This window comes from Paenibacillus tyrphae (genome assembly GCF_000722545.1).
Taxonomy (GTDB): Bacteria; Bacillota; Bacilli; order Paenibacillales; family NBRC-103111; genus Paenibacillus_G; species Paenibacillus_G tyrfis.
Window position 1 is genome coordinate 1 of the sequence record NZ_JNVM01000006.1, and the last position, 21,681, is coordinate 21,681.

General features: G+C 51.2%; 22 protein-coding genes. 6 read left to right on the forward strand and 16 right to left on the reverse strand.

Features of this window, described 5'->3' with window-relative positions:
• Positions 1 to 194: helix-turn-helix domain-containing protein (locus tag ET33_RS07005; RefSeq protein WP_036679787.1), on the reverse strand; the 194-nt coding region annotated here is incomplete at its 3' end.
• Positions 195 to 308: 114 nt separating this feature from the next.
• Entirely contained in the window at positions 309 to 851 is a 543-nt protein-coding gene (locus tag ET33_RS07010; protein ID WP_036678576.1) for a dihydrofolate reductase family protein, read from the reverse strand.
• Positions 852 to 1,258: 407 nt separating this feature from the next.
• Between ET33_RS07010 and ET33_RS07015 the strand changes: the two genes are divergently transcribed.
• Both ET33_RS07015 and ET33_RS07020 read left to right on the forward strand, forming a co-directional pair.
• A complete protein-coding gene (locus ET33_RS07015) occupies positions 1,259 to 1,696 on the forward strand; it encodes a hypothetical protein (protein WP_036678578.1) in 438 nt (145 codons plus the stop codon).
• Positions 1,697 to 1,713: 17 nt separating this feature from the next.
• Complete coding sequence (locus ET33_RS07020) at positions 1,714 to 1,920, forward strand: helix-turn-helix transcriptional regulator (protein WP_036678581.1); 207 nt, start codon at positions 1,714 to 1,716, stop codon at positions 1,918 to 1,920.
• A gap of 192 nt (positions 1,921 to 2,112) precedes the next feature.
• Here ET33_RS07020 and ET33_RS39650 read toward each other — a convergent pair whose 3' ends face one another.
• A complete protein-coding gene (locus ET33_RS39650) occupies positions 2,113 to 2,211 on the reverse strand; it encodes a dihydroorotate dehydrogenase (protein WP_081890231.1) in 99 nt (32 codons plus the stop codon).
• 314 nt (positions 2,212 to 2,525) lie between these two features.
• Here ET33_RS39650 and ET33_RS07025 point away from each other — a divergent pair, with 314 nt between their 5' ends.
• Positions 2,526 to 3,716 carry an oxalate decarboxylase family bicupin gene (locus ET33_RS07025; RefSeq protein ID WP_036678584.1) on the forward strand — a complete coding sequence of 397 codons (1,191 nt, stop codon included), beginning with the start codon at positions 2,526 to 2,528 and terminating at the stop codon, positions 3,714 to 3,716.
• Positions 3,717 to 3,961: 245 nt separating this feature from the next.
• On the opposite strand, the gene ET33_RS07030 is transcribed toward ET33_RS07025, so the two are convergent.
• The 3 genes from ET33_RS07030 to ET33_RS07040 form a co-directional block, all read right to left on the reverse strand.
• Positions 3,962 to 4,768, reverse strand: a complete 807-nt coding sequence (locus ET33_RS07030) for a DUF2935 domain-containing protein (protein ID WP_036678588.1) — start codon at positions 4,766 to 4,768, stop codon at positions 3,962 to 3,964.
• A gap of 70 nt (positions 4,769 to 4,838) precedes the next feature.
• Complete coding sequence (locus ET33_RS07035) at positions 4,839 to 5,033, reverse strand: hypothetical protein (protein ID WP_036678592.1); 195 nt, start codon at positions 5,031 to 5,033, stop codon at positions 4,839 to 4,841.
• Between the two features lie 211 nt (positions 5,034 to 5,244).
• On the reverse strand, positions 5,245 to 5,598 hold the full coding sequence (locus tag ET33_RS07040; protein WP_036678595.1) for a methyltransferase domain-containing protein: 354 nt from the start codon (positions 5,596 to 5,598) through the stop codon (positions 5,245 to 5,247).
• A gap of 162 nt (positions 5,599 to 5,760) precedes the next feature.
• Here ET33_RS07040 and ET33_RS07045 point away from each other — a divergent pair, with 162 nt between their 5' ends.
• Complete coding sequence (locus ET33_RS07045) at positions 5,761 to 7,248, forward strand: hypothetical protein (RefSeq protein WP_036678598.1); 1,488 nt, start codon at positions 5,761 to 5,763, stop codon at positions 7,246 to 7,248.
• Positions 7,249 to 7,253: 5 nt separating this feature from the next.
• Here the strand turns inward: ET33_RS07045 and ET33_RS07050 are convergent, their stop codons facing one another.
• The 9 genes from ET33_RS07050 to ET33_RS07090 all read right to left on the reverse strand — a co-directional run bounded on the left by ET33_RS07050 (position 7,254) and on the right by ET33_RS07090 (position 17,671).
• Positions 7,254 to 8,261: an N-acetylneuraminate synthase family protein gene (locus ET33_RS07050; protein ID WP_051775158.1), complete on the reverse strand. Its 1,008-nt coding sequence runs from the start codon at positions 8,259 to 8,261 to the stop codon at positions 7,254 to 7,256.
• A gap of 19 nt (positions 8,262 to 8,280) precedes the next feature.
• Positions 8,281 to 8,910, reverse strand: a complete 630-nt coding sequence (locus tag ET33_RS07055; RefSeq protein ID WP_036678601.1) for an acetyltransferase — start codon at positions 8,908 to 8,910, stop codon at positions 8,281 to 8,283.
• Complete coding sequence (locus ET33_RS07060; RefSeq protein WP_036678604.1) at positions 8,907 to 10,418, reverse strand: glycosyltransferase family 28 protein; 1,512 nt, start codon at positions 10,416 to 10,418, stop codon at positions 8,907 to 8,909. Before ET33_RS07060 ends, ET33_RS07055 begins: the two co-directional genes overlap by 4 nt.
• 183 nt (positions 10,419 to 10,601) lie before the next feature.
• Positions 10,602 to 12,392, reverse strand: coding sequence for a CDP-glycerol glycerophosphotransferase family protein (locus ET33_RS07065; RefSeq protein WP_036678607.1), 1,791 nt, complete (start codon positions 12,390 to 12,392; stop codon positions 10,602 to 10,604).
• Positions 12,393 to 12,443: 51 nt separating this feature from the next.
• Positions 12,444 to 13,493 (reverse strand): N-acetylneuraminate synthase family protein, encoded by a 1,050-nt coding sequence (locus ET33_RS07070; RefSeq protein WP_036678610.1) that lies wholly within the window; start codon positions 13,491 to 13,493, stop codon positions 12,444 to 12,446.
• Positions 13,493 to 14,305 carry a cytidylyltransferase domain-containing protein gene (locus ET33_RS07075; RefSeq protein ID WP_036678613.1) on the reverse strand — a complete coding sequence of 271 codons (813 nt, stop codon included), beginning with the start codon at positions 14,303 to 14,305 and terminating at the stop codon, positions 13,493 to 13,495. The genes ET33_RS07070 and ET33_RS07075 overlap by 1 nt, the downstream gene beginning before the upstream one ends.
• Before the next feature lie 13 nt (positions 14,306 to 14,318).
• Positions 14,319 to 15,290, reverse strand: coding sequence for a Gfo/Idh/MocA family protein (locus tag ET33_RS07080; protein ID WP_036678616.1), 972 nt, complete (start codon positions 15,288 to 15,290; stop codon positions 14,319 to 14,321).
• A gap of 15 nt (positions 15,291 to 15,305) precedes the next feature.
• Complete coding sequence (locus ET33_RS07085) at positions 15,306 to 16,622, reverse strand: glutamate-1-semialdehyde 2,1-aminomutase (RefSeq protein ID WP_036678619.1); 1,317 nt, start codon at positions 16,620 to 16,622, stop codon at positions 15,306 to 15,308.
• Complete coding sequence (locus ET33_RS07090) at positions 16,619 to 17,671, reverse strand: polysaccharide biosynthesis protein (protein WP_036678621.1); 1,053 nt, start codon at positions 17,669 to 17,671, stop codon at positions 16,619 to 16,621. Before ET33_RS07090 ends, ET33_RS07085 begins: the two co-directional genes overlap by 4 nt.
• Positions 17,672 to 17,840: 169 nt before the next feature.
• Between ET33_RS07090 and ET33_RS07095 the strand changes: the two genes are divergently transcribed.
• Positions 17,841 to 18,953 carry a DegT/DnrJ/EryC1/StrS family aminotransferase gene (locus ET33_RS07095; protein WP_036678624.1) on the forward strand — a complete coding sequence of 371 codons (1,113 nt, stop codon included), beginning with the start codon at positions 17,841 to 17,843 and terminating at the stop codon, positions 18,951 to 18,953.
• Between the two features lie 8 nt (positions 18,954 to 18,961).
• Positions 18,962 to 20,104 (forward strand): UDP-N-acetylglucosamine 2-epimerase, encoded by a 1,143-nt coding sequence (neuC, locus tag ET33_RS07100; protein WP_036678626.1) that lies wholly within the window; start codon positions 18,962 to 18,964, stop codon positions 20,102 to 20,104.
• Between the two features lie 224 nt (positions 20,105 to 20,328).
• Here neuC and ET33_RS07105 read toward each other — a convergent pair whose 3' ends face one another.
• The gene (locus ET33_RS07105; protein WP_051775160.1) at positions 20,329 to 21,384 is read right to left on the reverse strand and encodes a hypothetical protein; all 1,056 of its coding nucleotides are present in this window, start codon (positions 21,382 to 21,384) and stop codon (positions 20,329 to 20,331) included.
• Positions 21,385 to 21,681: the final 297 nt, after the last annotated feature.

The window sequence follows — 21,681 nt, forward strand, 5'->3', positions numbered from 1 at the left end:
TCCTTTTTCAACGCTGGCAGCCTGGTTGCACAGGTCTGGTAAGACAAGCCTCTGCCTGTTTCTTGGAAGGTGTCGTTCCACCTTGCAAGGAAGTGGTTAAAGACAAAGCGAGCGCATCCAAACATCTGATGGATCAGCGTCGTTTGCTCTTCCGTAGGATAGATGCGAAAGCGAAAAGCTTTATGATGCAACATCCGAGCATTTACCTTCCTTGGTGATTTTATGATAATTATAGCACATATGTTCGCATTTATATACAAGATATGCTGATTCATCTCCCCCTTATCGAAGAGGGAGTCTTCTCAGCCTTAACGATAAATTAGTTGTACAACGCCTGAGGAGAATGTTCTGGTATTAACCATTTTTAAATTCAACCTCTGTTTTATATCCACAAACAGCGGTTTCCCTTCCCCCAAAACAACAGGGTGAACAGATAATCTAAATTCATCAACAAGTCCTAAATTGATAAAAGTTGTAATCAGACTTGCTCCACCATATAGCCAGATGTCTTTACCAGGCTTATTCTTTATTTTATTTACTTCTTCGAGAATACGATCATTTATGAATACTGCTTTAGTATCAGTCCCCTTTTGCGTCCTGGAAAACACATATTTCTCTTTACTATGAATCAATTCCCAAAATTCTTTTTCAGAATCCGTAGGTTCGATTTCCGGAGTAAATTGTCCCCATAAATCATAGCTTTTCCTTCCATAGAAAATGGCATCAATTTGATTTAAAAAATTATTAAACCCCAGCTCAGAGTCCATAATGCACCAATCAACTTCACCATTTTTCCCTTCAATAAAACCATCTAAAGTAACCGCTAAATCTAAAATAATTCTTCGTTTCATGATTTATTACTCCTTTCGTTAATCTACTACCCATTATAGACCTCAAATACGTCACCTTATGTCATATTCATAAAAGAGAGGGTATCTTTTTAACTGCCGCCATGCATTGTGGCTTGCCTCAATTTGATCTTTCCTTATACAAAAATGAGAAGTATGTGCTCTATTCTTGTCAATTCCACCCTCCTGCTGCAACCGCTGGACACCGTAGCCCACACTCGGATACTTTGTCAATCAGATGCCGGTGGTGATCCTGCCGCCCGCGGCACGCGGCGGCGACTTCGCCTCGCTGGCCAAGCGCACGGGCGCGGCCATGACCGGCACGACCTACATACTGCGCCCCTTGAAAATGTAACGCAAAGGTTATATAATGAGTATCAAAGGTTACATCATTAAAGGAGGAGACACATTTGAAATCTGAAATAGCTCAATTGGAAATTAAAAGGAGAACAATTATTATTGGTAATCTGGCTGGTTTTGTCGTGTGGCAACTTCCCTATTTATTTCATTATTTCACTTCCGACCCCAGCTCGAATTTATCAGGTTGGAGCTCCGCTGTTTCTATCATTGGTTGTTTCATTTGGGGGTATTTCCTCATTCGAATTGTACAATTTTCACGACTCCTTCGAAAAAAACGCAAGTTGGCAAGTTCCTTAAACGATGAATATATTCAAGTGATTCGACTTAAGAGTTTTGCTATAGGATTTTGGGTGCTCTTAGGGGTGATCGTACTTTTGGTTACGCTAAGCTTAGTTGTTGATCTGAAAGTTCGGTTTGTTTTGTTTACATTAATTTTTGCCGGAGTCATTACTCCCCTTGTGTCTTACCTGATATTTGAAAATGACTAATATCGAAGGTGAATAAAATGAGTGAAGATATCCTAGAAAACACAATAAAAGTACAAAGGGCCAAATTAAATCTTACCCAGGAGCAGTTAGCAGATTTGGTTGGGGTAACCAGAAAAACCATAAACACCATCGAAAATGGTAAGTTTGTACCTAGCACACTGTTAGCGATTAAACTGGCAAGAGTTTTGGGGGTAAAGGTAGAGGAGTTGTTTATCCTCAAGTAACAATAAGTAATAGTAAACGGAGGATTTCCAAACGTAACCGATGTTTTCCTAGCAGGCATTATTGGATTTTCGACGGACATAGAAAAACAGAGCCACCGCTCGGTGGCTCTTCTACTTGGTTCTATAGCTCCGATTAAATAAAACAGATACTGCGAGCAACGATTACGATCAGAATGAAAAGTGCCAGGATTGTTAGATCCAAAGGCTGCGGCTAATAATGACCAACAAAATGAAAAGAACCAGAATAACACCTGTAGTAGTAAAGCCACCGAATCCTCCGATACAACTCATTAGTCAACACTCCTTAATGATAATATTGAGTATCGGCCTTCCCGAGTACCCACGATTTAGTGTATTCGGTAGTAGAAAGATTGTTTGGACAGGTGACAGGCCGCAAATGACACGCAATGATATAATCCCACATTCCCATCTGTACTTGCACGGTCAATTTGTTCTGGACTAGATCGAGCCACAGTTTTAAACTCTAGCGGGAAGTTTACAGTTTTAAGGGGACATATTTCCTAATCCTTATTCTAGGCATAACTTAAATTAGGCATCTGACCAGTGACCAGTACAAAATGTATAGAACGAGGGGGGTAATTATTTTGGAAAACGAAATAAGGAATGGATATATACCGCAACCGATAAGGAATGATGGTGCCGGTTGGTGGGATTTAGGACCACGAGACGTCTTGAGAGACCTTGAGAACCCCGACATGTTAGTTTCGCCCGCCACCGATGCCGGAACGATTCCCAACTTAAAGTTTTCTTTTTCTGACACATATATGCAATTAAATCATGGCGGTTGGTCACGGGAAGTGACAGTTAGACAACTACCGATCGCGACAACTCTTGCAGGGGTGAACATGGCTCTAACTCCGGGCGGTGTACGTGAGTTACATTGGCATCAGCAAGCGGAATGGTCAATCATGCTTGTGGGACGCGCTCGAATTACGGCAGTCGATCAGAACGGGAGAAACTTCATAGCCGATGTTGGCGTAGGCGATCTATGGTACTTCCCTCCCGGAATACCGCATTCTATTCAAGGGTTGGAAGAAGGATGTGAGTTCTTGCTTGTCTTCGACGACGGTAAGTTTTCTGACCTCAATACTTTATCGATCTCTGATTGGTTCGCCCATACGCCTAAAGACGTATTATCGGCGAATTTTGGTGTTCCAACAAGCGCTTTTACACATATCCCACAGCAACAGAGATACATTTTTCAAGGAAACGTCCCTGGTTCGCTTGAAAGTCAACAGGTAGCAGACCCATTCGGTACAGTACCAAAAACCTTTTCACATCGACTGCTCGCACAAGATCCGATTGTAACTCCGGGCGGGACGGTGCGTATCGTCGATTCTACCAACTTTCCTATTTCGACTGCAATTGCCGCAGCTTTGGTAGAAATTAAACCCGGTGCAATAAGAGAAATGCACTGGCATCCCAACAACGATGAATGGCAGTATTATCTCTCGGGCACGGGACGTATGACGGTTTTTGCGGGCAATGGTGCAGCTCGCACTTTCAATTATCGTGCCGGGGATGTAGGATATGTACCGTTTGCATTTGGGCACTATATTCAGAACACGGGTGATCAAAGTTTGTGGTTTTTGGAGATGTTTAAGAGTAATCGCTTTGAAGATGTTTCTCTGAACCAATGGATGGCGCTCACACCTCATCAATTAGTACAGGAGAACTTAAATGTAGGCCCCGAATTAATGAACGCATTGCGTAAGGAAAAGTGGCCAGTAGTCAAATATCCGGGGTTTTCTTACTTTCCAAAAGCGAGTAAATAAAATTGATTATGGAAGTAACGGAGAATCATGGCGATTAAAATGACCGGGATTCTTTTATAAGTAAAGATTACCGGTCGTTTATATTACTTTATTCTAATGACTACCTTTCCTTTGGCACTTCCGCCTTCTAGGTAATGAATCGCTTGCCCGGCATAATTGCACTCCGCTCGAGCAGCGAAAATAAAAAAAACGATGATCCTAAGTAACTAGGAACATCGGTTAACCCGGTTCATTGCCTGTCGCAATTATGATTCGGATCTTTTCGGTCCTTGTAAAAAGTGTTCAAACATATCAAGAATAACAAGAAAATGCTCGGCTTCTCTAAATACATGATCAGCTAACAGCGGATGAATAATACTTTTTATACGACAATCGTTTATTAAATCGCGAGCTGTTTTCTTAAAGTCACGCAAAGATTTGACGGACACTTTATTCTGATCGACAAATTGGCTTAGCAGAGGAACCGTTTGCGATTGGGGACGCATGGAGCTTAAATCTATGGCTTGAAAGACAAGCTGGTCAAAATCATGACTGAAGTTTCGCGCTTGATCCACCAGCTTTCGTTCTGACGGATCAAGTAAATGACCGATAAATTTGGCATGGTCGGCCATGATTTTTAAGAAAAATACGTTTTCGTCGATAATGGCATCGGGCAGCGGTTCCAGCCTGCCGGCATTCAGCTCAGCCAATCGATTTCTAAAATAGTTTGCTTCGCGGCTTACATGATCAACTAATAGCGGGAAGTTATTTGCCCCGGGTAATTGGCAGCTCAATATTAACCCCAATACTTTCCTTTTAAAAGCCCAAATATGGCTGGCCGCCGTGTACACTTCCACGTTAAATTGTTTAATCGTTTGCGGGTCTGCATTCGTTTGAAAAGCGTGCGATTTTCGTTCAATTTCTTCAAAAATAGCGTAAAAGTGATTCGCTTCATGAATCAACTGAGTATCTTCGCATCTAAAGCCTAGTCTGAGAAACAAGGAATGTTCTTTCATAATACGGGACCAAAACCTTATTTCTTCCAGCGAACGAGCAACGAACAGATCCGACATGGGCATTCCTCCCGGCATGTAATTGCTTATATTATGCCTATGCGATCCATTCGTTTTTAAGATCAATCATTTACCGGATTCCGTCTATCCGATCGTACACCTTCCGAATGCCCTGCCTGTTTAATTCCGACCTTCCGTGAAATAGCGTCAGCTCCGGGCGATGCTTGATCCGGCGCATATAATCGTCCGCCTCCTGCCCGCTTCCCTTCAAGCCTACCGTCAAGGAGACGCTATGGGCGGCATTGAAAACATAATAGTGGAGCAAATGAACTCCCGCTTCTCCTAATTGCTTCTTGAGAAGACCGGTGTAGTGCTTGTTGTATAAGGCGTCGACTCCCCCATAATAAGACTGATAGACGAATAATCCCCCCGGCTTTAAATTTCTTCCGGCTAAAGCGGTGACGAAATCAAGATAGGGCTTTTCGTTCGACGGCCATACCGAATGCTTGTCAAGAATGCTCCTTCTTCGGCACTCATCATTGGTTTCCGCTGATATAGAGAGCCTCGTACGTCCGCTCGGCCTTCACCGCAAATTGAGCGGCATCGCTAATGTAATAAGTCAATGTCCGTGACGAGGCGTCCGCCGTATATAGCTTCAGACCGGGTTCGATCGATCCGTATTGATCGATGTCCACAAACGTAAGCTCGCAGCCGTGCTGATGAAACCAGTATTCCTCAATCCCGTTCCCGGGCGCAATGCATAAAACGCTCTTATCGGCCAGTTCATACTTTTCAATCAACTGCTCCATCGCTTCTTGAACGATCCTGAATTCCGGTTCGGCATTCATACTTCTGAAATATTCCTCAGCTTGAATCTCGTATTTATTCAACACAAGGCCCCCTTCATTGCTTATGATTTGCTTTCCAACCATTCTATGAATCAATTTCCAACTCGTGCAAAAGATGAACACATGCCAAGTAGCACCGACTATCGCTTGGACATACATTATATTGTGCGGCCATGATAGAAATGAAAGGAAGGGAAGCTAACCATGTACAGCGAGATTCATATAAACGACCATATGCTGCTGCGGTACGGCTATACGGATGATTTGTTTACCGCCTTTCAATCGCTCGTCTACGAAGGAATCGAACTTCCTTTGCTCATCCTCGACGCTTATTACTACCATATAAGAGAAACGGTCGACGCCCAGCTGCAGCAGCCCGAGTTCTTAGCGCAGCAGCGGACGAACAGACAAGTGCAGTGGATGCATGAATATTACGGCCGGATGCAGCACGTTCCGGAGACGGTTAGCGACTATTCGCTGGATCCGAAGCGCGATGCCATTGCCTTCTGCGGCCAATTTCTGGATACGGCGCTCAAGGCGTTTCCCGATCGAAAAACGCTGATCCTTATCACCAACAGCCACGATCAGACTGCCGTTCAAGGCAAAACGCTTCCCCCCGGCTTTCAAACTTTTTATTTCCAGAAAGCTTATGTCGACGAGATTCTTCAATTTCAATTCTGCGAACCCGTATGGCGTCAGGTTCACGATCTGGTAGCGAAGCATAAGGACCATCCGGTATTCGGAAGGGAACCATTCGGAAACTGGCTTTATGCCCAGGCGAGAGATGCCATATGCTTGATCAACGTCGGCGAACGCATCATACGGGAGCATCCCGTCGGTCTCTTCCTCGATCATACGGAGCTGATTTACCCCGGAAACGTCCTTTCTCTGCTCGCCTTGAAATACAATCTTCCTTTTGTTCAGGTGCAAAACAGGCTCTTGAGCGATATCAATATTATTCCGTCCCGCGCCTCCCATTACGCCGTATACGGTCCCCACACCAGAAACTGGATGGTGGAAAATGGGATCCCCCCCGCTAAAATCACGCCGATCGGCAGCTTGCGGTTCGAAGATATTCAGAGGGGAGATCTGAAAACGAAACAAGACTTGCTGAACGATCTGGGCCTATCGGATGCTCGCTGGGTCGTGGCTTTTACAACCTCGCCTTATGCCGTGGAAATTAACGAGCAGATCATGCGATGGTTTTCTCAAGCCGGACAAGATTTGCCGGTGCTGGTCGTGATTAAGACGCATCCGGATGACCGTTATCCTTATCATGAACATCCGGACTCTCATATCCGGCTGATGCCGGACGGGTACTCGCTGCAGGATTTGCTGTATGCGAGCGATTGTGCGGCTACGATCGTATCGGAAACGGCCTTGGTGGCGGCGATGCTGGAGAAGCCTTTGCTTGTTCTTCAGCCTTCCATGAGCTACCACTATATTCTTAACAACAACAGCTACCCAAAGCATTTGGCCGAAGCCCATGCCGGAGCCGTCGTTCGTTCCGCAGACGATTTGCGGCAATGCTTGACCGGTCTGATGCACGATGACAAGACCCGAAAGCGACTTGCCGTCCAAGCAAAACGCTTCTTGCGGCAATCGTTAACGATCAAGCCGCCGGTCCCTTCGCAGCGCCTTTACCGCCTGGTGCGGAATTGGATGAGAGCGAAGTGGGCCGACGGCGAATAGTTCGCTCAGGCGAAATCTGTTTCCGTTAGAAGCTCATCGCAGCCGATCGTTCTGGATGTCTTTTTCCCTATAATTTGCTTTATTAACGAGGGAGACAGACCCGTCCCGGGCCGCTTCGCATCCAGATCGTCGGCTTCGATCACTTTCCCTGCGGGAATGTCCCTTGCCGCCACGATGCTTCTGCGAAAAATACGCCGGTTATCCTGCTCCTCCGCGCTGAGCTGCCGCTCGTAATTGCCCAATGCCGCTTTAATACGCCGGGCGCCGTCTACAATTTCCTTCATCTGCTCGGGCGTGGCGGACACTTTATGGTCCCAGCCGGGCAAGCTCTGATCCAGCGTAAAATGCTTCTCAATCACGCATGCGCCTTTGGCGACCGCAGCAAGCGGAATAGCGGTCCCCAGCGTATGGTCGGAAAACCCTGTCGGATAGCCGAACCGTTCGCGCAGCGAATCGATATTGTTTAAATTGACGTACTCGTCCTTCGGCGGGTAGACCGATACGCAATGCAGCAGCACAATCCTGGTGTTTCCGGTTTCTTCCACAGCCTGAACGGCTTCCCGAATTTCCTCCTCCGTTCCCATGCCGGTCGACATGATCAGAGGAAGACCTGTACTAGCGGCGTGCTGCAGCAGCGGAAGATTGGTCACTTCCGTGGAGGAAAGCTTGAGGAACGGCACGCCGATCCGCACCAGCAAGTCGATTTCGCTGCGGGAAAAGGGCGTGCAGGCAAAATCAATCCCGATGCGATCGCAAAGGCTCTTCATCGTTCGAAGTTTCTCTTCCGTCATGCTGTATTGATCCAGCGTGCGCTCCAGTTCCGGATCATAGTCCGACTTGACCATCAGGCTCGTTTTCGTCCAGGACTGGAACTTCACGCAATCGCAACCGGCTTCCTTCGCCTTCTCGACCATTCGTTCGGCGAGAGCCATGTCGCCGTTATGATTGGCGGCAATTTCCGCAATCGTATACGGCTGTTCCGCTTGTTGGGACAGACGATTCCATATGTTCATCCTACATAACTCCTGTCGCTTAATTTGATGACCGTTTAATCACCCGCGCGGGTACGCCAACCGCGACGCTATGGTCGGGAATATGGTCGATGACGACGGCGCCTGCGCCGATCACGCAGCGCTTCCCGATCGTCATGCCCGGAATGACAATGACTCCCGCCCCCAGCTCGCTTAACTCGCCGACCTTCACCCCGCCGGCCAATCGGCAGCCCGGGCCGATATTCACATATGGCCCGATCCTGCAATCATGATCCACGCTGGACGACGTATTCACAATGCAGCCTCTCCCGACCGCCGCATACGGGTTAATCACAGCGCCAGCCATGACGCCGGCGCCTTCCCCCAAGACCGACGACTCCGCGCGAACGCTTTGCTCGTGAACGGCCTGAATGACCGGAAACCCGCAGGCGAGCAGCCACTCGAGCTTGCGCTTCCGGACCACAGGATTCCCGATGGCCACATGCCAGCCCTTCACGGATGCCCGGAGGGCCAGCAGCTGCTCCTCGTTGTCGTGGTAATGAGCGGCACGGACCGCCCATGCAGGGGGAAGGCCCGCCGAGAAATAAGCAATCGGTTCTTCACGCTCTCCGCAGCTTACGATGTCCGCAATGACTTTGGCATGTCCCCCGGCGCCAACAATCCCAATCATCGCGTCCGCTCCTTTCCACTCGATTGAAGCAGCCGCCGGACAAGCTCGTAAACGGCCGCCCCGGGCGACATCCCCCCGCTGCTTAGCGTCTTCCGCAGAAACGACCGGCCTTTGTCCAGCAGCACGCTGCGAAACGATTCGTCTTCCAGCCATATCCGCAAGCAGGCGGTCAGCCCGCTTCCGGAATGTACGATTTCCCCCGCTTCCGCATTTGCCAAATGCCGCACATAGCCGTTATAGTTCAAATGATAATCGTACGCCATTTCCGGCTGCAGCACGATCACTCCTTTTGCCGCCATCGCCGCTTCGACCGCCGTCGTTGACGAGATGGTCAGCACTAGGTCGGCCGCATGCAGCATCTCATCCAAATGAAAAAAGGGCGGAGCGACCGCCAGACGCTCCGAAACAAACGCATCGTAGCTCAAGCGATCGTCGGGATGCGGCTTGATCATCGCGTAAACCGGCAGGCTCCGCACGGTCTCCTGCAGCCATGCAGCGACGCTATAGTTGACAGAGGCGTCATACTGCTCCGTCATCCAAACGAGGATCGGCGCGCCCGGTTCCCATCCGCAGTAAGCAAGCAGGTCGTCACGGGTATGGACGACCGGCCTGCGACTCAGCTCCAGTCGGACGCTGCCGGTTTCCGTGATGGCCGCAGGAGGAATCCCTCGGTGGATCAGCCATTCCCTCATATGCCGGCCCCACACGGCATAATGGCTCGCCCGGGTCGGCACCATGGAGGCGTCGCTGGATAAATGATGCTGTACATGAAGAAACGGCAAGCCGTGAATACGGGCAAGCAGCGAAAGAATGCTTTGCCGGGGCGGCAGCTCCGTATGCTCGACGATCAGCTTGATCGGCCGGGTACGAAGCAGCTCGTGCAGCGCATCGATCAATTCCGCGATAAATGGAATTTCCTCATGCATCCAACGGTGAAACGCCCCTCGGGCGAGCACCTCATGCTGCCCCGCGGTCCGGCGGAAGGCGGCGTGCAGCCGATCGAACGACCGCAGGAGCTCTTTGGTCTCTTTTCGCACCCGCTTGGAAGTGGTGCCGAACAACAGCTTATCTGCCAGCGGGTAGACCTCGAACGACTTGGGCATTTTTTTGTTTTTCAGATATCTGCGCTCGTACAAATAATGGGAAAACAAAATGACTTTGTGCGGGGTCAAATGCCGCAGCGCAAAATCGGCGTAATTGCCGCACAGCAATATCGTATCGCGGCCCGGCTCAGCCCCAAAGCTTCCCGCTGGCCCGGGGAGACGCCGCAACCGCGTCTGGACATCGGACATGGAGTGTATGTTCCACGAGCTGCCTCGTTCGCGCACGTAAGCGCCGTCCGTTCTTCGCCGGTCGACTGCGCTGCGGATGAAATGATGATACGGACGAATCAGCGCCAAGGGCAGCTCGATTCCACGCATCCGAAGCGGAGCGAAGGCTTCGAAGAAATCCAGCGTGTAGCCGTAACGCAGAAGCAAATGCGGGTTCCATTCCTCTCCGCCATACACCGGTTCCGCCTCCTGTCTTGATGAGTGCTTTCCTTCCAATTGGGAAAATTAGCAGCTTTCCCCATGCTCCAAATCGTGGATCAAACGAATCAACAGCCTTCTATTTTTTCGAATACTTCTTCTTAATAACTGAAGTTGGCGAAGCAGTCTGCGTTGTCTCCGTTTCATACCGGTCCCCCCCGTTTATTTTTGATTTTCAATCGTATTCGTGTACGAATCGACTAAGATCCGCAAATTTTTAACGAGCTTAATGTCCTGGTTGGTGATAATTTGATCTTCCCTCACCTTGGCGGCAAGCAGGTTGGTCACTTCCTCCGCGACATTCAAAGTGTGAAGCTCCATGATCAAAAAATCTTTTAAGCTAATGCGGATCGTATTCAAGTCAGCCATTCGTTTCCCCTCCACGCCCGGCAACAGGCTTTCATTCGTTGATGCATGATTCGGTTCTTCGGTTCGGATAGATGCCTGACGGCTTTCGTCATCCAAAAGACGCTTCACCAGCTCGCCCATCCTCTGGCTCGGCGTCCGGTCATCCGTGAACAACATCTGCCTCAAAAACTTCTGTCCGGCCTGCACCACCGCCTCCGGCTCCCCTTCCCGGGAAAGAAGAGCGGCGATGCAATCCACCAGCTCCCGGGCCGAATGCACCACAGGCCCCGCCTGCCCCCTGTCCAGAAAATATGGATAGCCATTGTAATTGATATGGTAATCGTACGGGAGCTCGGGCTGGAGCACGATGATGCCTTTCTTCAGCATGGCCCCTTCGATGGCCGTCGTCGAAGATATGGTCGCTACGCAATCCGACGCGTTCAGGATATCCTGCAGATCGTAGCCGGACGGCGCCAGATGAATGCGTTCGGACACGAACGATTCGTAAGACAGCTTGTCGCTCGGATGCGGCCTGACGATCACCTGAACGTCCGGAATCATCCGGACCAGCTTTTTCATCCATTTCATGACGGTAAAATTGATGCTTTCCGGATAGCTTTCCGTCGTGTAGACCAGAACAAAAGGAGCCTGCTTCAGCTTTTGCTTCTGCTTCGTGCAGCATTCGTGAAGCAGCTGCTCGCGCGTTTTTTGGATCCGCCTGTCGTTATGCTCCAGCCGCAGGCTGCCCACCTGCACGATGGAGCTTGCGTCGATTCCGCGCTCGACGAGCCATTGCGCCATGCTCGGCCCCCATACCGCATAATGCGTTGCTCTCGTCGGGATCATCGAGGCGTCGCTGGTCAAATGGTTCTGCACATTGATGAACGACAAGCCGTACGAACGCGCCAGAAGAGACAAAATGCTCCCGGGATAGATCAACTCCGAATGGTCCATGATCGCCCCAACCGGATACTGCTTCAGCACCCCTTCCAGCAAATCAACCAAAACGATGCCTTGCCCGATACAGCTGCGCATCCATTCGGGAAACCGCGGCATCGAGAAGATTTCATGCTCTGCGGCCCCCCCTGGAGCGGCCAGCGCTTCATCGATTAACGCAAACAGCTCGGCTCTAGCCTGCTGGGGCGCGCTGCTGCGCAGAAGCTGCTCGTGTAAGCTGTACACCTCGAACGTCGAAGGAAGCGATTTTCCCTGAAGCGCCCGAAGATCGTACGGATTCGAATGCAGCAGCAGCACTCGGCGGTCGCTTAGTTCGGATAGTGCAAAATCGACGTATTGGCCACACAGCAGGATCATGTCCCGGCTGGCGTCCTTGCCCCAGTCTTCCTGCTGCAGCGGCAACCGCCGCAATTGCCGCTGCACGTCTTTCATCGAACGGAAGCTCCATTGCTCGCGTTTCCGTTCGACGAACGATTCGTCTTCCCGTTTCCGGTCGATGAAATCGCGTATCAAGACATGGTACGGCCGCAATAGCGTTAGCGGGAGCTCGACTCCCTTATAGACAACCTTCGAGAACCGTTCGAACAAATCGTGAGTATAGCCGTATCGAAGCAGCAAATGTGCGTTAAATTCATCCCCACCGAACATGCTTTTCCCTCCCGTGACGATGTTGAGCCGTCCGCGATGCGGAGACCCGCATCACGGACGCCCGTTCTCGCCAAGATGACGCCAACAGAATGCGTCTCCTTTATGGACGGGCTGCTGCAGCGTCTTGCCCAGCAAGTGGACGATATCTCTTTGATCCATATCGCCCTGCGCTTCCGTCCGCTTGTATTTGACATGCTGCTCCGCGAGAAGGGTTCCTTGCGGAAGATCCTGGCCTGCGACGAGGCACTTGCGTACGGCGGAGAAATAAGCCCGCTCCTCCGTGCCGATATTCATGACCGCAGAGCCGGTCATGCGCGAGACGAGCTCCAACTGCCAGCGCAGCTCGGCAAACGCGTCCGGCTCCAAGGCCGCCTCGTCATCCTCCCGCTTGACGGACAGATCGAGCGTCACATGCTGCTCGAACAAGCGCGCGCCGAGACCGTAAGCCGTCGCGAAGGCCAAGTAGCGGCCGAGCTTTTCCCGGCTTGCCGTATGGTCCGCATAGCCGACCGGGCATTGAAACTTTGCTTCATATAAAGGAAGCTTCTGCAAATGCACATGCTCAAGAGGCGTCGGATATTCCTGGATGCCGTACATCATCATGAGATTCCGCTTCTCGCCAAGCAGCTTCAGCATGTACTCGATCTCCGTAAACGAGATGCCGCCGACCCCGACGAAAAGCGGCTGCTTCGCTTGCGCAAGCCCCTTGAGCATATACGTGTCATTGATGCTAGTTGCATGGATGGCGATGGCCTCCGCATTTTCTTCGATGAGAAATTCCAGCGAAGGCAGCTCGTCGGCCAGTCCCACGATTTCCATGCCATGCTTGCGGCAGCGCGCAAACAGCTCCCGCCACTGTTCGCGGGTGAACAGCCACTTCTGCAGTTCCTTATACAGCGGATGCTCCGGAACCATGTATTCGTCCGGGTTCAGCATAATATGGAACTTGACCGCGTCCGCTCCCTTGCCTGCCAGCGCATCGATCAAACGCAGCAAGTACTCGTATTCCCCTTGGTGAACGTAGGCGGGCTCTGCAATCCAATACATCGACGTCTTCGTTCCGTTCCGCAATTGCTCCAATAGATCAAGTAATCGCGCCATCAGCGATTCCTCCGTTGTTTGATATAATTGCCTTCCTTGATCGCGACGAACAGCTCCCTATTCTTCGCATAGTGCTCGTTGATATCCTCAATGACCGCATCGGGCGGCTTGAGCTGCTGCACATGGCGATTGACGAACAGCTCCGCAGGCATCCGGTCGGCCGCAGACAGCAGCGATCGGTAGCTCATCCCGCCATGCGGGCTCAAATGTTCCGCCAAGGACCGTAAAAAAGCGAGATCGTCCGCCGTATCCAAAGTAAGCCGGATGTCCCGGACTTCCCCCGCCTCCGCTTGAAACAAGTGAACGTCAAACAGATCCGGACGGTTCAACCAGTAGCCCCATATTTCGGTGTCGGTGCGATGCTTGAATCCGATCACCGTCTTCAGCGCCTCATAACGAATCCCGTATAAGCCTGCGCCGATCGGAAGCCCTTCGACCGCCATATAGTCGGGAGTCGTCAATTTAGCCTGATTCGCAAGACGGTTGGCGTATTCTACCGAGAAGAACGGATCGTCGGCCGTAATGGACAACACATAATCTAGACTAAAAAATGTCGCAGCATCGTACAGCCGCCGCAGCACGTCCTCCGGATCGCCTGTGAAGTAATAGATGCCATGCTTGAAAGCCGTCTCCGCAAGAAGCGCGTCCTGCGGATGCGGGGAGGTGCACAGGATAACCTGATCGACGAACGAAACGGCCTTGCACCGTTCGATCACCCGATCGATCACCCGCTTCCCCCCGATTTCGTACAAGAGCTTGAGCGGGAGCCGCGTCGATTTATTTCGGGCCGTGATCAGCATGCCGATTTTCATGATTCCACCGCCTTCAGCTTATCTTTCCACGCTCGAATTGCTCCATCATTTCCAGAAGTGCCAAATCTTGCTCATAATTATGAGGGAACGGCTTCCCGCCTTCGATCGCTTCCAAGAAAGCCCGCATTTCACTCACATACATATCCTCATATTGGAACGGCCTGTCGCCGCTCAGGACCGGAATCCGCCTGGTCGTTCGCCGTGTTCCGTCGTATACCTCTACTGCCGAATCAGAGAAATTCCACTGTATCGTCCCCTGCTCCCCCAGCAAGGAGAAGGCTCTCGTCGCTTTGCGCGATACGACATCGACCGTGACTTGCCCCGACGTGCCGTCTGCGAATTCCATGACCATCTGGTACACGTCGTCGATATCGGTCTCCAGCGTGGTCACTTTTCGTTTCAGGGAAAAGCCGCCCCGGATCGGCCCGAACAGCGAAGTGAGCCACACCCATTCGAAAGGCACGATTTCCCGGCAGCCCCCCGTCTCCTTGCGCGAAACATAGAACGTGCGGTAATCTTCGTGGGGATGCCAATCGGGCAAGTATTGCCCGGAATGGTACATAAAGAAGCAGCTCTCGCCTGCCGTCTTGTCGTTTACAAGCTTGGAGAGCACAGCCACAGCGGGATGAAACCGCATCGTGCAGGAGGGGGCGGCGACAAGGCCAGGCTTCTCCTGCAGTTTGGCGATCAGCTCCGGAACGCCGTCCTTCGTCACGCTCGCCTCCGTAAAGAACGGGAGTCCCAAATCCGCAGCCAAATGTGCGTAGGGCATGTGCTGATCGGGAGGTGTGGAAATGATGAGCGCACGCGGTCCAAGCTGCAGCGCCCGTTCGACCGAGTCGAACGTTTCAATGCCGAATTTCGCTTCCGCTTCCGAGCGTCTGTCGGGACGGGGATCGAAGCCAATGACACGTTGTCCTGAGAGAGCAGACAAATCCCGCACTCTTCGTTTCCCCATCGACCCAAGACCAATAACTAAGAACATGCGAATCGCTTCCTTTTAATTAAATTTACGAAAGACCGGTTTCACCGCCGGGCCGACCAATACGGATTGCGCTCCTTGCTCCAGCGCCTTCTTGTATGCCTTGCACGTTTGGTCCAACGCTCCGAGGGTTTTCGCCACTTCGCTTCCGCCATGCGAGTAACTGATCGAGACGTAAGGCATAAGCACGCTCTCCCGAATCATTTCCTGAAGAAAAATGGTGCGGAAAGCGAGAGACGGACTCTCCTGCTCATCCTTGCACACAATGACCGGACTGTTGGGGTAGCCCCCGATTTGCAAGTAACGCCCGATTCCGTGAAGGGCGGTCACTTGCCGCCAACCGTCCATCAGCTTCTTCCCGGTACGTTCGATATGACCGATGATGTCCTTCTCCCGGAATTCAAGCACCGTTTCTTGAACGGCAGCGAGGGAATGCGTCTCCGCCGCGTTGGTAGCCGACAACAGGAACGTGCGGGTGTGCGGATGATCGAGTCCGCCGAGTTCCATGATTTCCCGCTTCCCTGCCAGCACCGCGCAGGAAAATCCGTTGCCGATCGCTTTGCCGAACGTCGACAGGTCCGGTTCGACACCGAACGCCGTTTGCGCCCCGGGCAGTCCGAACCGGAAGCCCGTGATCATTTCGTCAAAGACAAGCACCGCACCGTGCTTTTGCGTAAGCTGGCGGACCCGCTGCAAGAAGTTGGCGGCGGGACGTTCGCCGGTCACAGGCTCCATAATGACGGCCGCGATATCGTCAGGGTACTGCTGGAAAATACGCTCCAAGCTTGCAATATCGTTGTAGTGAAAAGGAACCGACAGCTCCGAGAGTTGATCCGGTATGCCGTTATCGCATGGGGTCGTACCGATAAACCAATCGTCAAAGCTGAAGAAGGGGTGCTCCTTGCAATAAGCGATCCGCTTGCGTCCGGTGTAGGCCCGGCTGAGCCGGATCGCCGCCGTCGTCACGTCCGAGCCGTTTTTGGCAAACTTCACCATATCCGCAGACGGAATGATATCCGTCAGCAGCTCTGCCACCTCGACCTCGATCGGAGACGGTCTGGTGAAATTACTGCCGCGACACACGTGCTCCATCACCTTCCGGGTCACGCGGGAATAATCATAGCCCAGCGAAACGGAACGCAAGCCCATGCCCCAATCGAGAAACGTGTTATGATCGACGTCCTTCACCCAAGCGCCGCTGCCGGATTGAATAAAGCCGGGCGCGAGCTGCGGAAACTGATCCGCTCCTTTGCTGTACGTGTGGCATCCTGCCGGAATGAGGCGGGCGGCCTTCTTGGTCAGGTCTGCCGATCGCAGAAAACGTTCGTCCTTCATTCCGATCCACCGCCATGACGAACCCGATATTTTTGATGCACTTGCGCAACAATGCTTTTCAACTCGTCTTTCGTAACGTGAACGCCTTGATTCGAACGGTAGGTATGAATCGACACCGGTTTGAAATGCAGGTACGTACCGGTTGCATCGGCCTCCGTCGATAAGACGGCATACAATGCGTCATCCTCAAGAACCCGCTCGCGTTCGCAGTCAAAAATCAGCTCTTCGTGGAATTTCTCGCCGGGCCGCAATCCGATGGTCTGAATCCGCGGTCTGACGCCCGACTCGCCGAAATAGTCGCAGACGGCATCCGCCAATTCGCTGATTCGGAACGACTTCATTTTCAGTACGAACGTTTCCCCTCCTTGGCAGTAATAAGCCGCCTTCATCATACGGTCCACCGCTTCGGGAATCGTAATGAAAAAACGGGTCATTTTGCGATTGGTTACCGTGATCGGTTTCCCTCGGCTTACCTGATCGAGAAAAATGGGCAGAACCGAGCCCCGGCTTCCAATCACATTGCCGAACCGGATGGTGCACAGCCGGGTCTGCAGGTTTGTGGGATAGGCGTTCGCGCTGGCGAACAGCTTCTCGGCGATGAGCTTCGAGGCTCCGAGCGCGTTGTACGTGTTCACCACCTTATCCGTGCTGATATTGACTACCTTCTTCACTCCATTGCGGATGGCGGCGCGGATGACGTTTTCGCTTCCAATAATATTGGTCTTTACCGTCTCATACGGAAAGTTCTCGCATACGGAAACTTGCTTTAACGCCGCAGTGTGAAACACCATATCCATGCCCACAGTCGCGTTCTCGACACTCTCGTAGTCCCGGATATCACCCAAGCAAAACGAAACGATAGGATCATTTTCATAGCTGAGCTTCATCATATATTGCTTGCTGTCGTCTTTGCTGAATACGACAACACGCTTAGGCCGGTAAGGAAGAAGCGCTTCGACAATCCCCCGACCGATGGAGCCCGTACCGCCGGTTACCAATATCGATTGGTTGGAAAAAAAAGAGTAGAGCATCTCACTAGTAGCTATCATTGACTCCCCACCTTTCTACAACCATTCATATGTTCCTGACAACCAGAGGGTTATGGACAACGGTTGAACCTTTGAAAATTTGGTAAAAATGTGCATTTTCCAATAACCTTTTTGAGAGATAGACATACACTAACCATATCAATGCCAACTAGGAAGGATTGAAAAGACTATGTTTGTGCCGTTAGCCCGCCCGGATCTGACCGATCTGGAAAAACAATATGTTCTCGAAGTGCTAGACTCGGGCCAGCTTAGTTTCGGAGAAAAGCTTGGTAGATTTGAGGATGCCTTCCGGCAGCAATTGCAGATTCCGCACGCCGTCGCGATGAACAGCGGAACAAGCGCTTTACACGTAGCGGTGAAAGCGCTCGGCCTGAAATCCGGCGATGAGGTCATTACGACGCCTTACAGCTTTATCGCTTCTTCCAATTGTCTGTTGTTCGAGGGGGCCGTCCCCGTATTCGTCGATATTGACCCGCATACGTTAAATATGGATACAAGACAGATCGAAAGCGTCATTACCCCTCGCACGAAAGCCATTTTAGCCGTGCACGTCTTCGGCCAAACCTGCCAGATGGACGAACTGATGCGAATCGCCAGGAAGCACAACCTGCATGTGATCGAGGATGCCTGCGAAGCTTTGGGGGCCGAATGGAAAGGCAAACAGGCCGGAACGTTCGGGGATGCGGGGGTATTCGCCTTCTATGCCAACAAGCAGGTGACGACCGGCGAAGGGGGAATTCTGGTCACGCAGCGGAAGGATGTCGCAAACGCAGCCTACGGCCTGCGCAACCAAGGCAGAGCGCCGGAGGACGGCTGGCTGGAGCATACGCAGGTCGGCTACAATTACCGGATGTCCGATCTTCAAGCTGCCGTCGGCGTCGCCCAGATGGAGCGGCTATCCGAGCTATTGCGCAAGAGGGAGGAAAAGGCGGAGCGGTACAAGGAGCTGCTTCGGGAATACCAGGTTCCCGTTACTCTTCCGCAGGCTCTTGAGGAATGTAAAATCAGTTGGTTCGTCTTTGTCGTCATTTTGCCGGAAAACGCAGATCAGGCCGGGGTCATCCGCTTCCTGCATGACAAGGGCATCCAGTCGAAGCCTTATTTTCCGGCCATTCATTTGCAGCCGTGCTATCGAAAGCAATTTTTCTTTGAAGCCGGCGCGTTTCCCGTGACGGAACGGATGGCTAAGCGCACGATCGCCATTCCGTTCCATACGCAGTTGACCGAGGAAGAACAACGATACGTGATCGGCCAGCTCGCGGTAGCGCTGCAGAAAGGATAGGTGGAAGCTTGCATATTGTTTATGTGACCGGAACCCGCGCCGATTACGGAATTATTCGCCCTGCGCTGCTGGAGCTCCGAGGCGATCCGAGATTTCAATTGGAGCTGATCGCGACGGGGATGCACCTGCATCCCGAATACGGGGAGACGATTGCGGAAATTCATAAGGACGCCTTCCCCGTGATTGCCGCGCCGTCCATTCTGATGAAGGGCGATTCGCGCGAAGCGATGAGCAAATCGCTCGGGCTAGGCTTGCTGCACTTCTCCGACATTTTGCAGCGAAGCAAGCCCGATGCCGTGCTGCTGCTCGGCGACCGAGGCGAAATGCTGGCTGCCGCGATTGCCGCCCATTATCAAAATATCGGCATCGTCCATCTGCATGGCGGAGAGCAGAGCGGGTCCGCAGACGACGCGGTGCGGCACGCCATCAGCAAGCTGGCGCACCTACACTTCGTCGCCTCCCTGAGGGCCAAGCGTTTTTTGCTTCAGATGGGAGAAGCGGACTGGCGCATTATCCCGATCGGCTCGATGCGCAAACGGCAAATCGAGCAAGTCAAGCATTTAAATGAAGCAACGGCACGCCGCTGGACCGAAGCCTACGGGCTGGGCTCGCCGTCGCGCAAGCTGCTGCTGTGCATCCATCCGGATTCCAAGGAGCAGCTTTCCTACGGAGAGCAAATTTCCACCGTATTGAAGGGACTAGGCCCCCATGCCGGCCATGCGATCTATGTGATCGGTCCGAACAGCGACTCGGGCGGCGACTTGTTTCGCGAAAAGCTGCTGGCCTTTGCCGGGGAGCATCCGCATATCCGCTACTTCCCTTCGATTCCGGACGATCAGTTTTTATTTCTGCTGGGACACGTCGACCTGATGATCGGCAACAGCAGCAGCGCGATTATCGAAGCGCCCTTCTTCGGCCTCCCGGCCATCAACATCGGCAACCGCCAGCACGGGCGGGAAGGGGCAGATAACGTGGTCTCCGTCCCTTTCGACGCCGCCCGGATCGAGCAAGCCATCGCCACGCAGCTAAGCCGGGGACGCCTGCCGGGACTCCGCAACCCGTACGACCTTACGGCTCACCCGGAGAAGGAACTGGCCGAGCAGCTCGCCCGTCTCCACACGCTGCCCGGCGTTTGGAATAAGTTGAATTGAAAAAATCGCCCTCTCCTTGGCCAAGAATGGCAAGTTGAGGGCGATTTTTAGTTGGTATGCCTAAGAAGCTAAGAAGACATTTTTGAGATGTTCAAGGTAACATTAATTACCTACTCCGTTATGAGCATTAGTGGATAGGAGACTAGACACAGGCTGCTTCAGTACTGTACCGGACACACCGCTGAATAAAAGTAACCCCATAACTAAGGATAACCATACTTTTTTCATAGATCCGACACTCCCTCCAATAAATTTCGGTAATGACTTTTTTGTTGCTCCGTCGCGTAATCGGCATGCTTCGCAAATAAGGAAACACACCTCTCAAAGCCTGAGTAATGTTTCATCTTTTGAGAAAGGTATAATGCATACAATAATTCATTCAATCCAGTGATGATTTGTTGATTTCTAAAACTGTATACTGCTTTCTCATACCAGAAATGAAATAATTGCGTACCATTTATGTATGTAACGGAAGTGTTGATGGGGGGAAGCTTCACGCAGAATTTTGCTAATAATTCATCGATCTTAAAGTTGTATAGGTTTGCTGATTCAATAACCGTTAATAGACTTGGAAGTAATTCGATGGGATTTTCATCTAAAAATTCGGACAATTCAGCAAGGACTTTGTCATTCCCGCATTTTAATTCGAGATTGTACATATTCGCCTTGCCCCATACTCGAAATTTCTCGACCTCCTTGTGCCCGGTTTCGTCAAGGAATTCGAACCATCCAAGATCGGAATATTCCGAAACGTAGCGTTTCGCTTCTTCACACCGTTCTTGCATGGTTAGGGCGACTCCTTTTAGGAGGAACCCTTGTCCATAATACACTACTAAATGCCGCTCGGATTGTAGATTTTCGGGAAGTTTGTTGCTTTTTTTATTCTCAAGCTGTCTATCGTAGATGGTTCTAGCCAAGGTTCTTAATTCATCTGCATATCTTTCGACTTTTTTCCAGTCCCATAAGGTGTAATAAACGTTTGCCATTTGTAGCAAGGCATCCAGCTTCACATCGTCCGGCAAATATAAATAATGTGACTCAAATCTAGCCAATGCTTCTTTGTTTTCTTCCGATCCAATGCCAATGAGAGACTGAAATAACCGAAATTGGCTCATGATGTATTGCGGATGGTGGGTATCCTTCACGTTATCGATGACATGACGGAACAAGGGAACTGCCTCTTGCTTCCTTCCGGCCTTGTAAAGATGCTCCGCCATAGAAAAATAATGTGAAAGATCGACATCCGATCCTAAACAGCTAACATCAGGCTGTCGCTCCATTTCTTTTACCTCCCTTAATAGTTAAATTTTAACAGACAAGAATGCAAAAAACAATGTTTTTCATCAAGCTTTTGTTAAGAAATCCGTCGAGACGGAGAGCTTAAAAGCGCAAAAAATCGAACTAACGCCAGTTTATGCCGGGGAGGATAGTCAAAGGGGAGGTGTAAAATTCAAGCGAGTGATCAAATGAGTATTCATAATTTCCTCTCAAGCAGGAACAGAGTGAGAAAATGCCATCCACCTTAAAAAGATGACCTAGCGATTATTGGAATTTTGGTTTCAGCTTATTAAGAACTA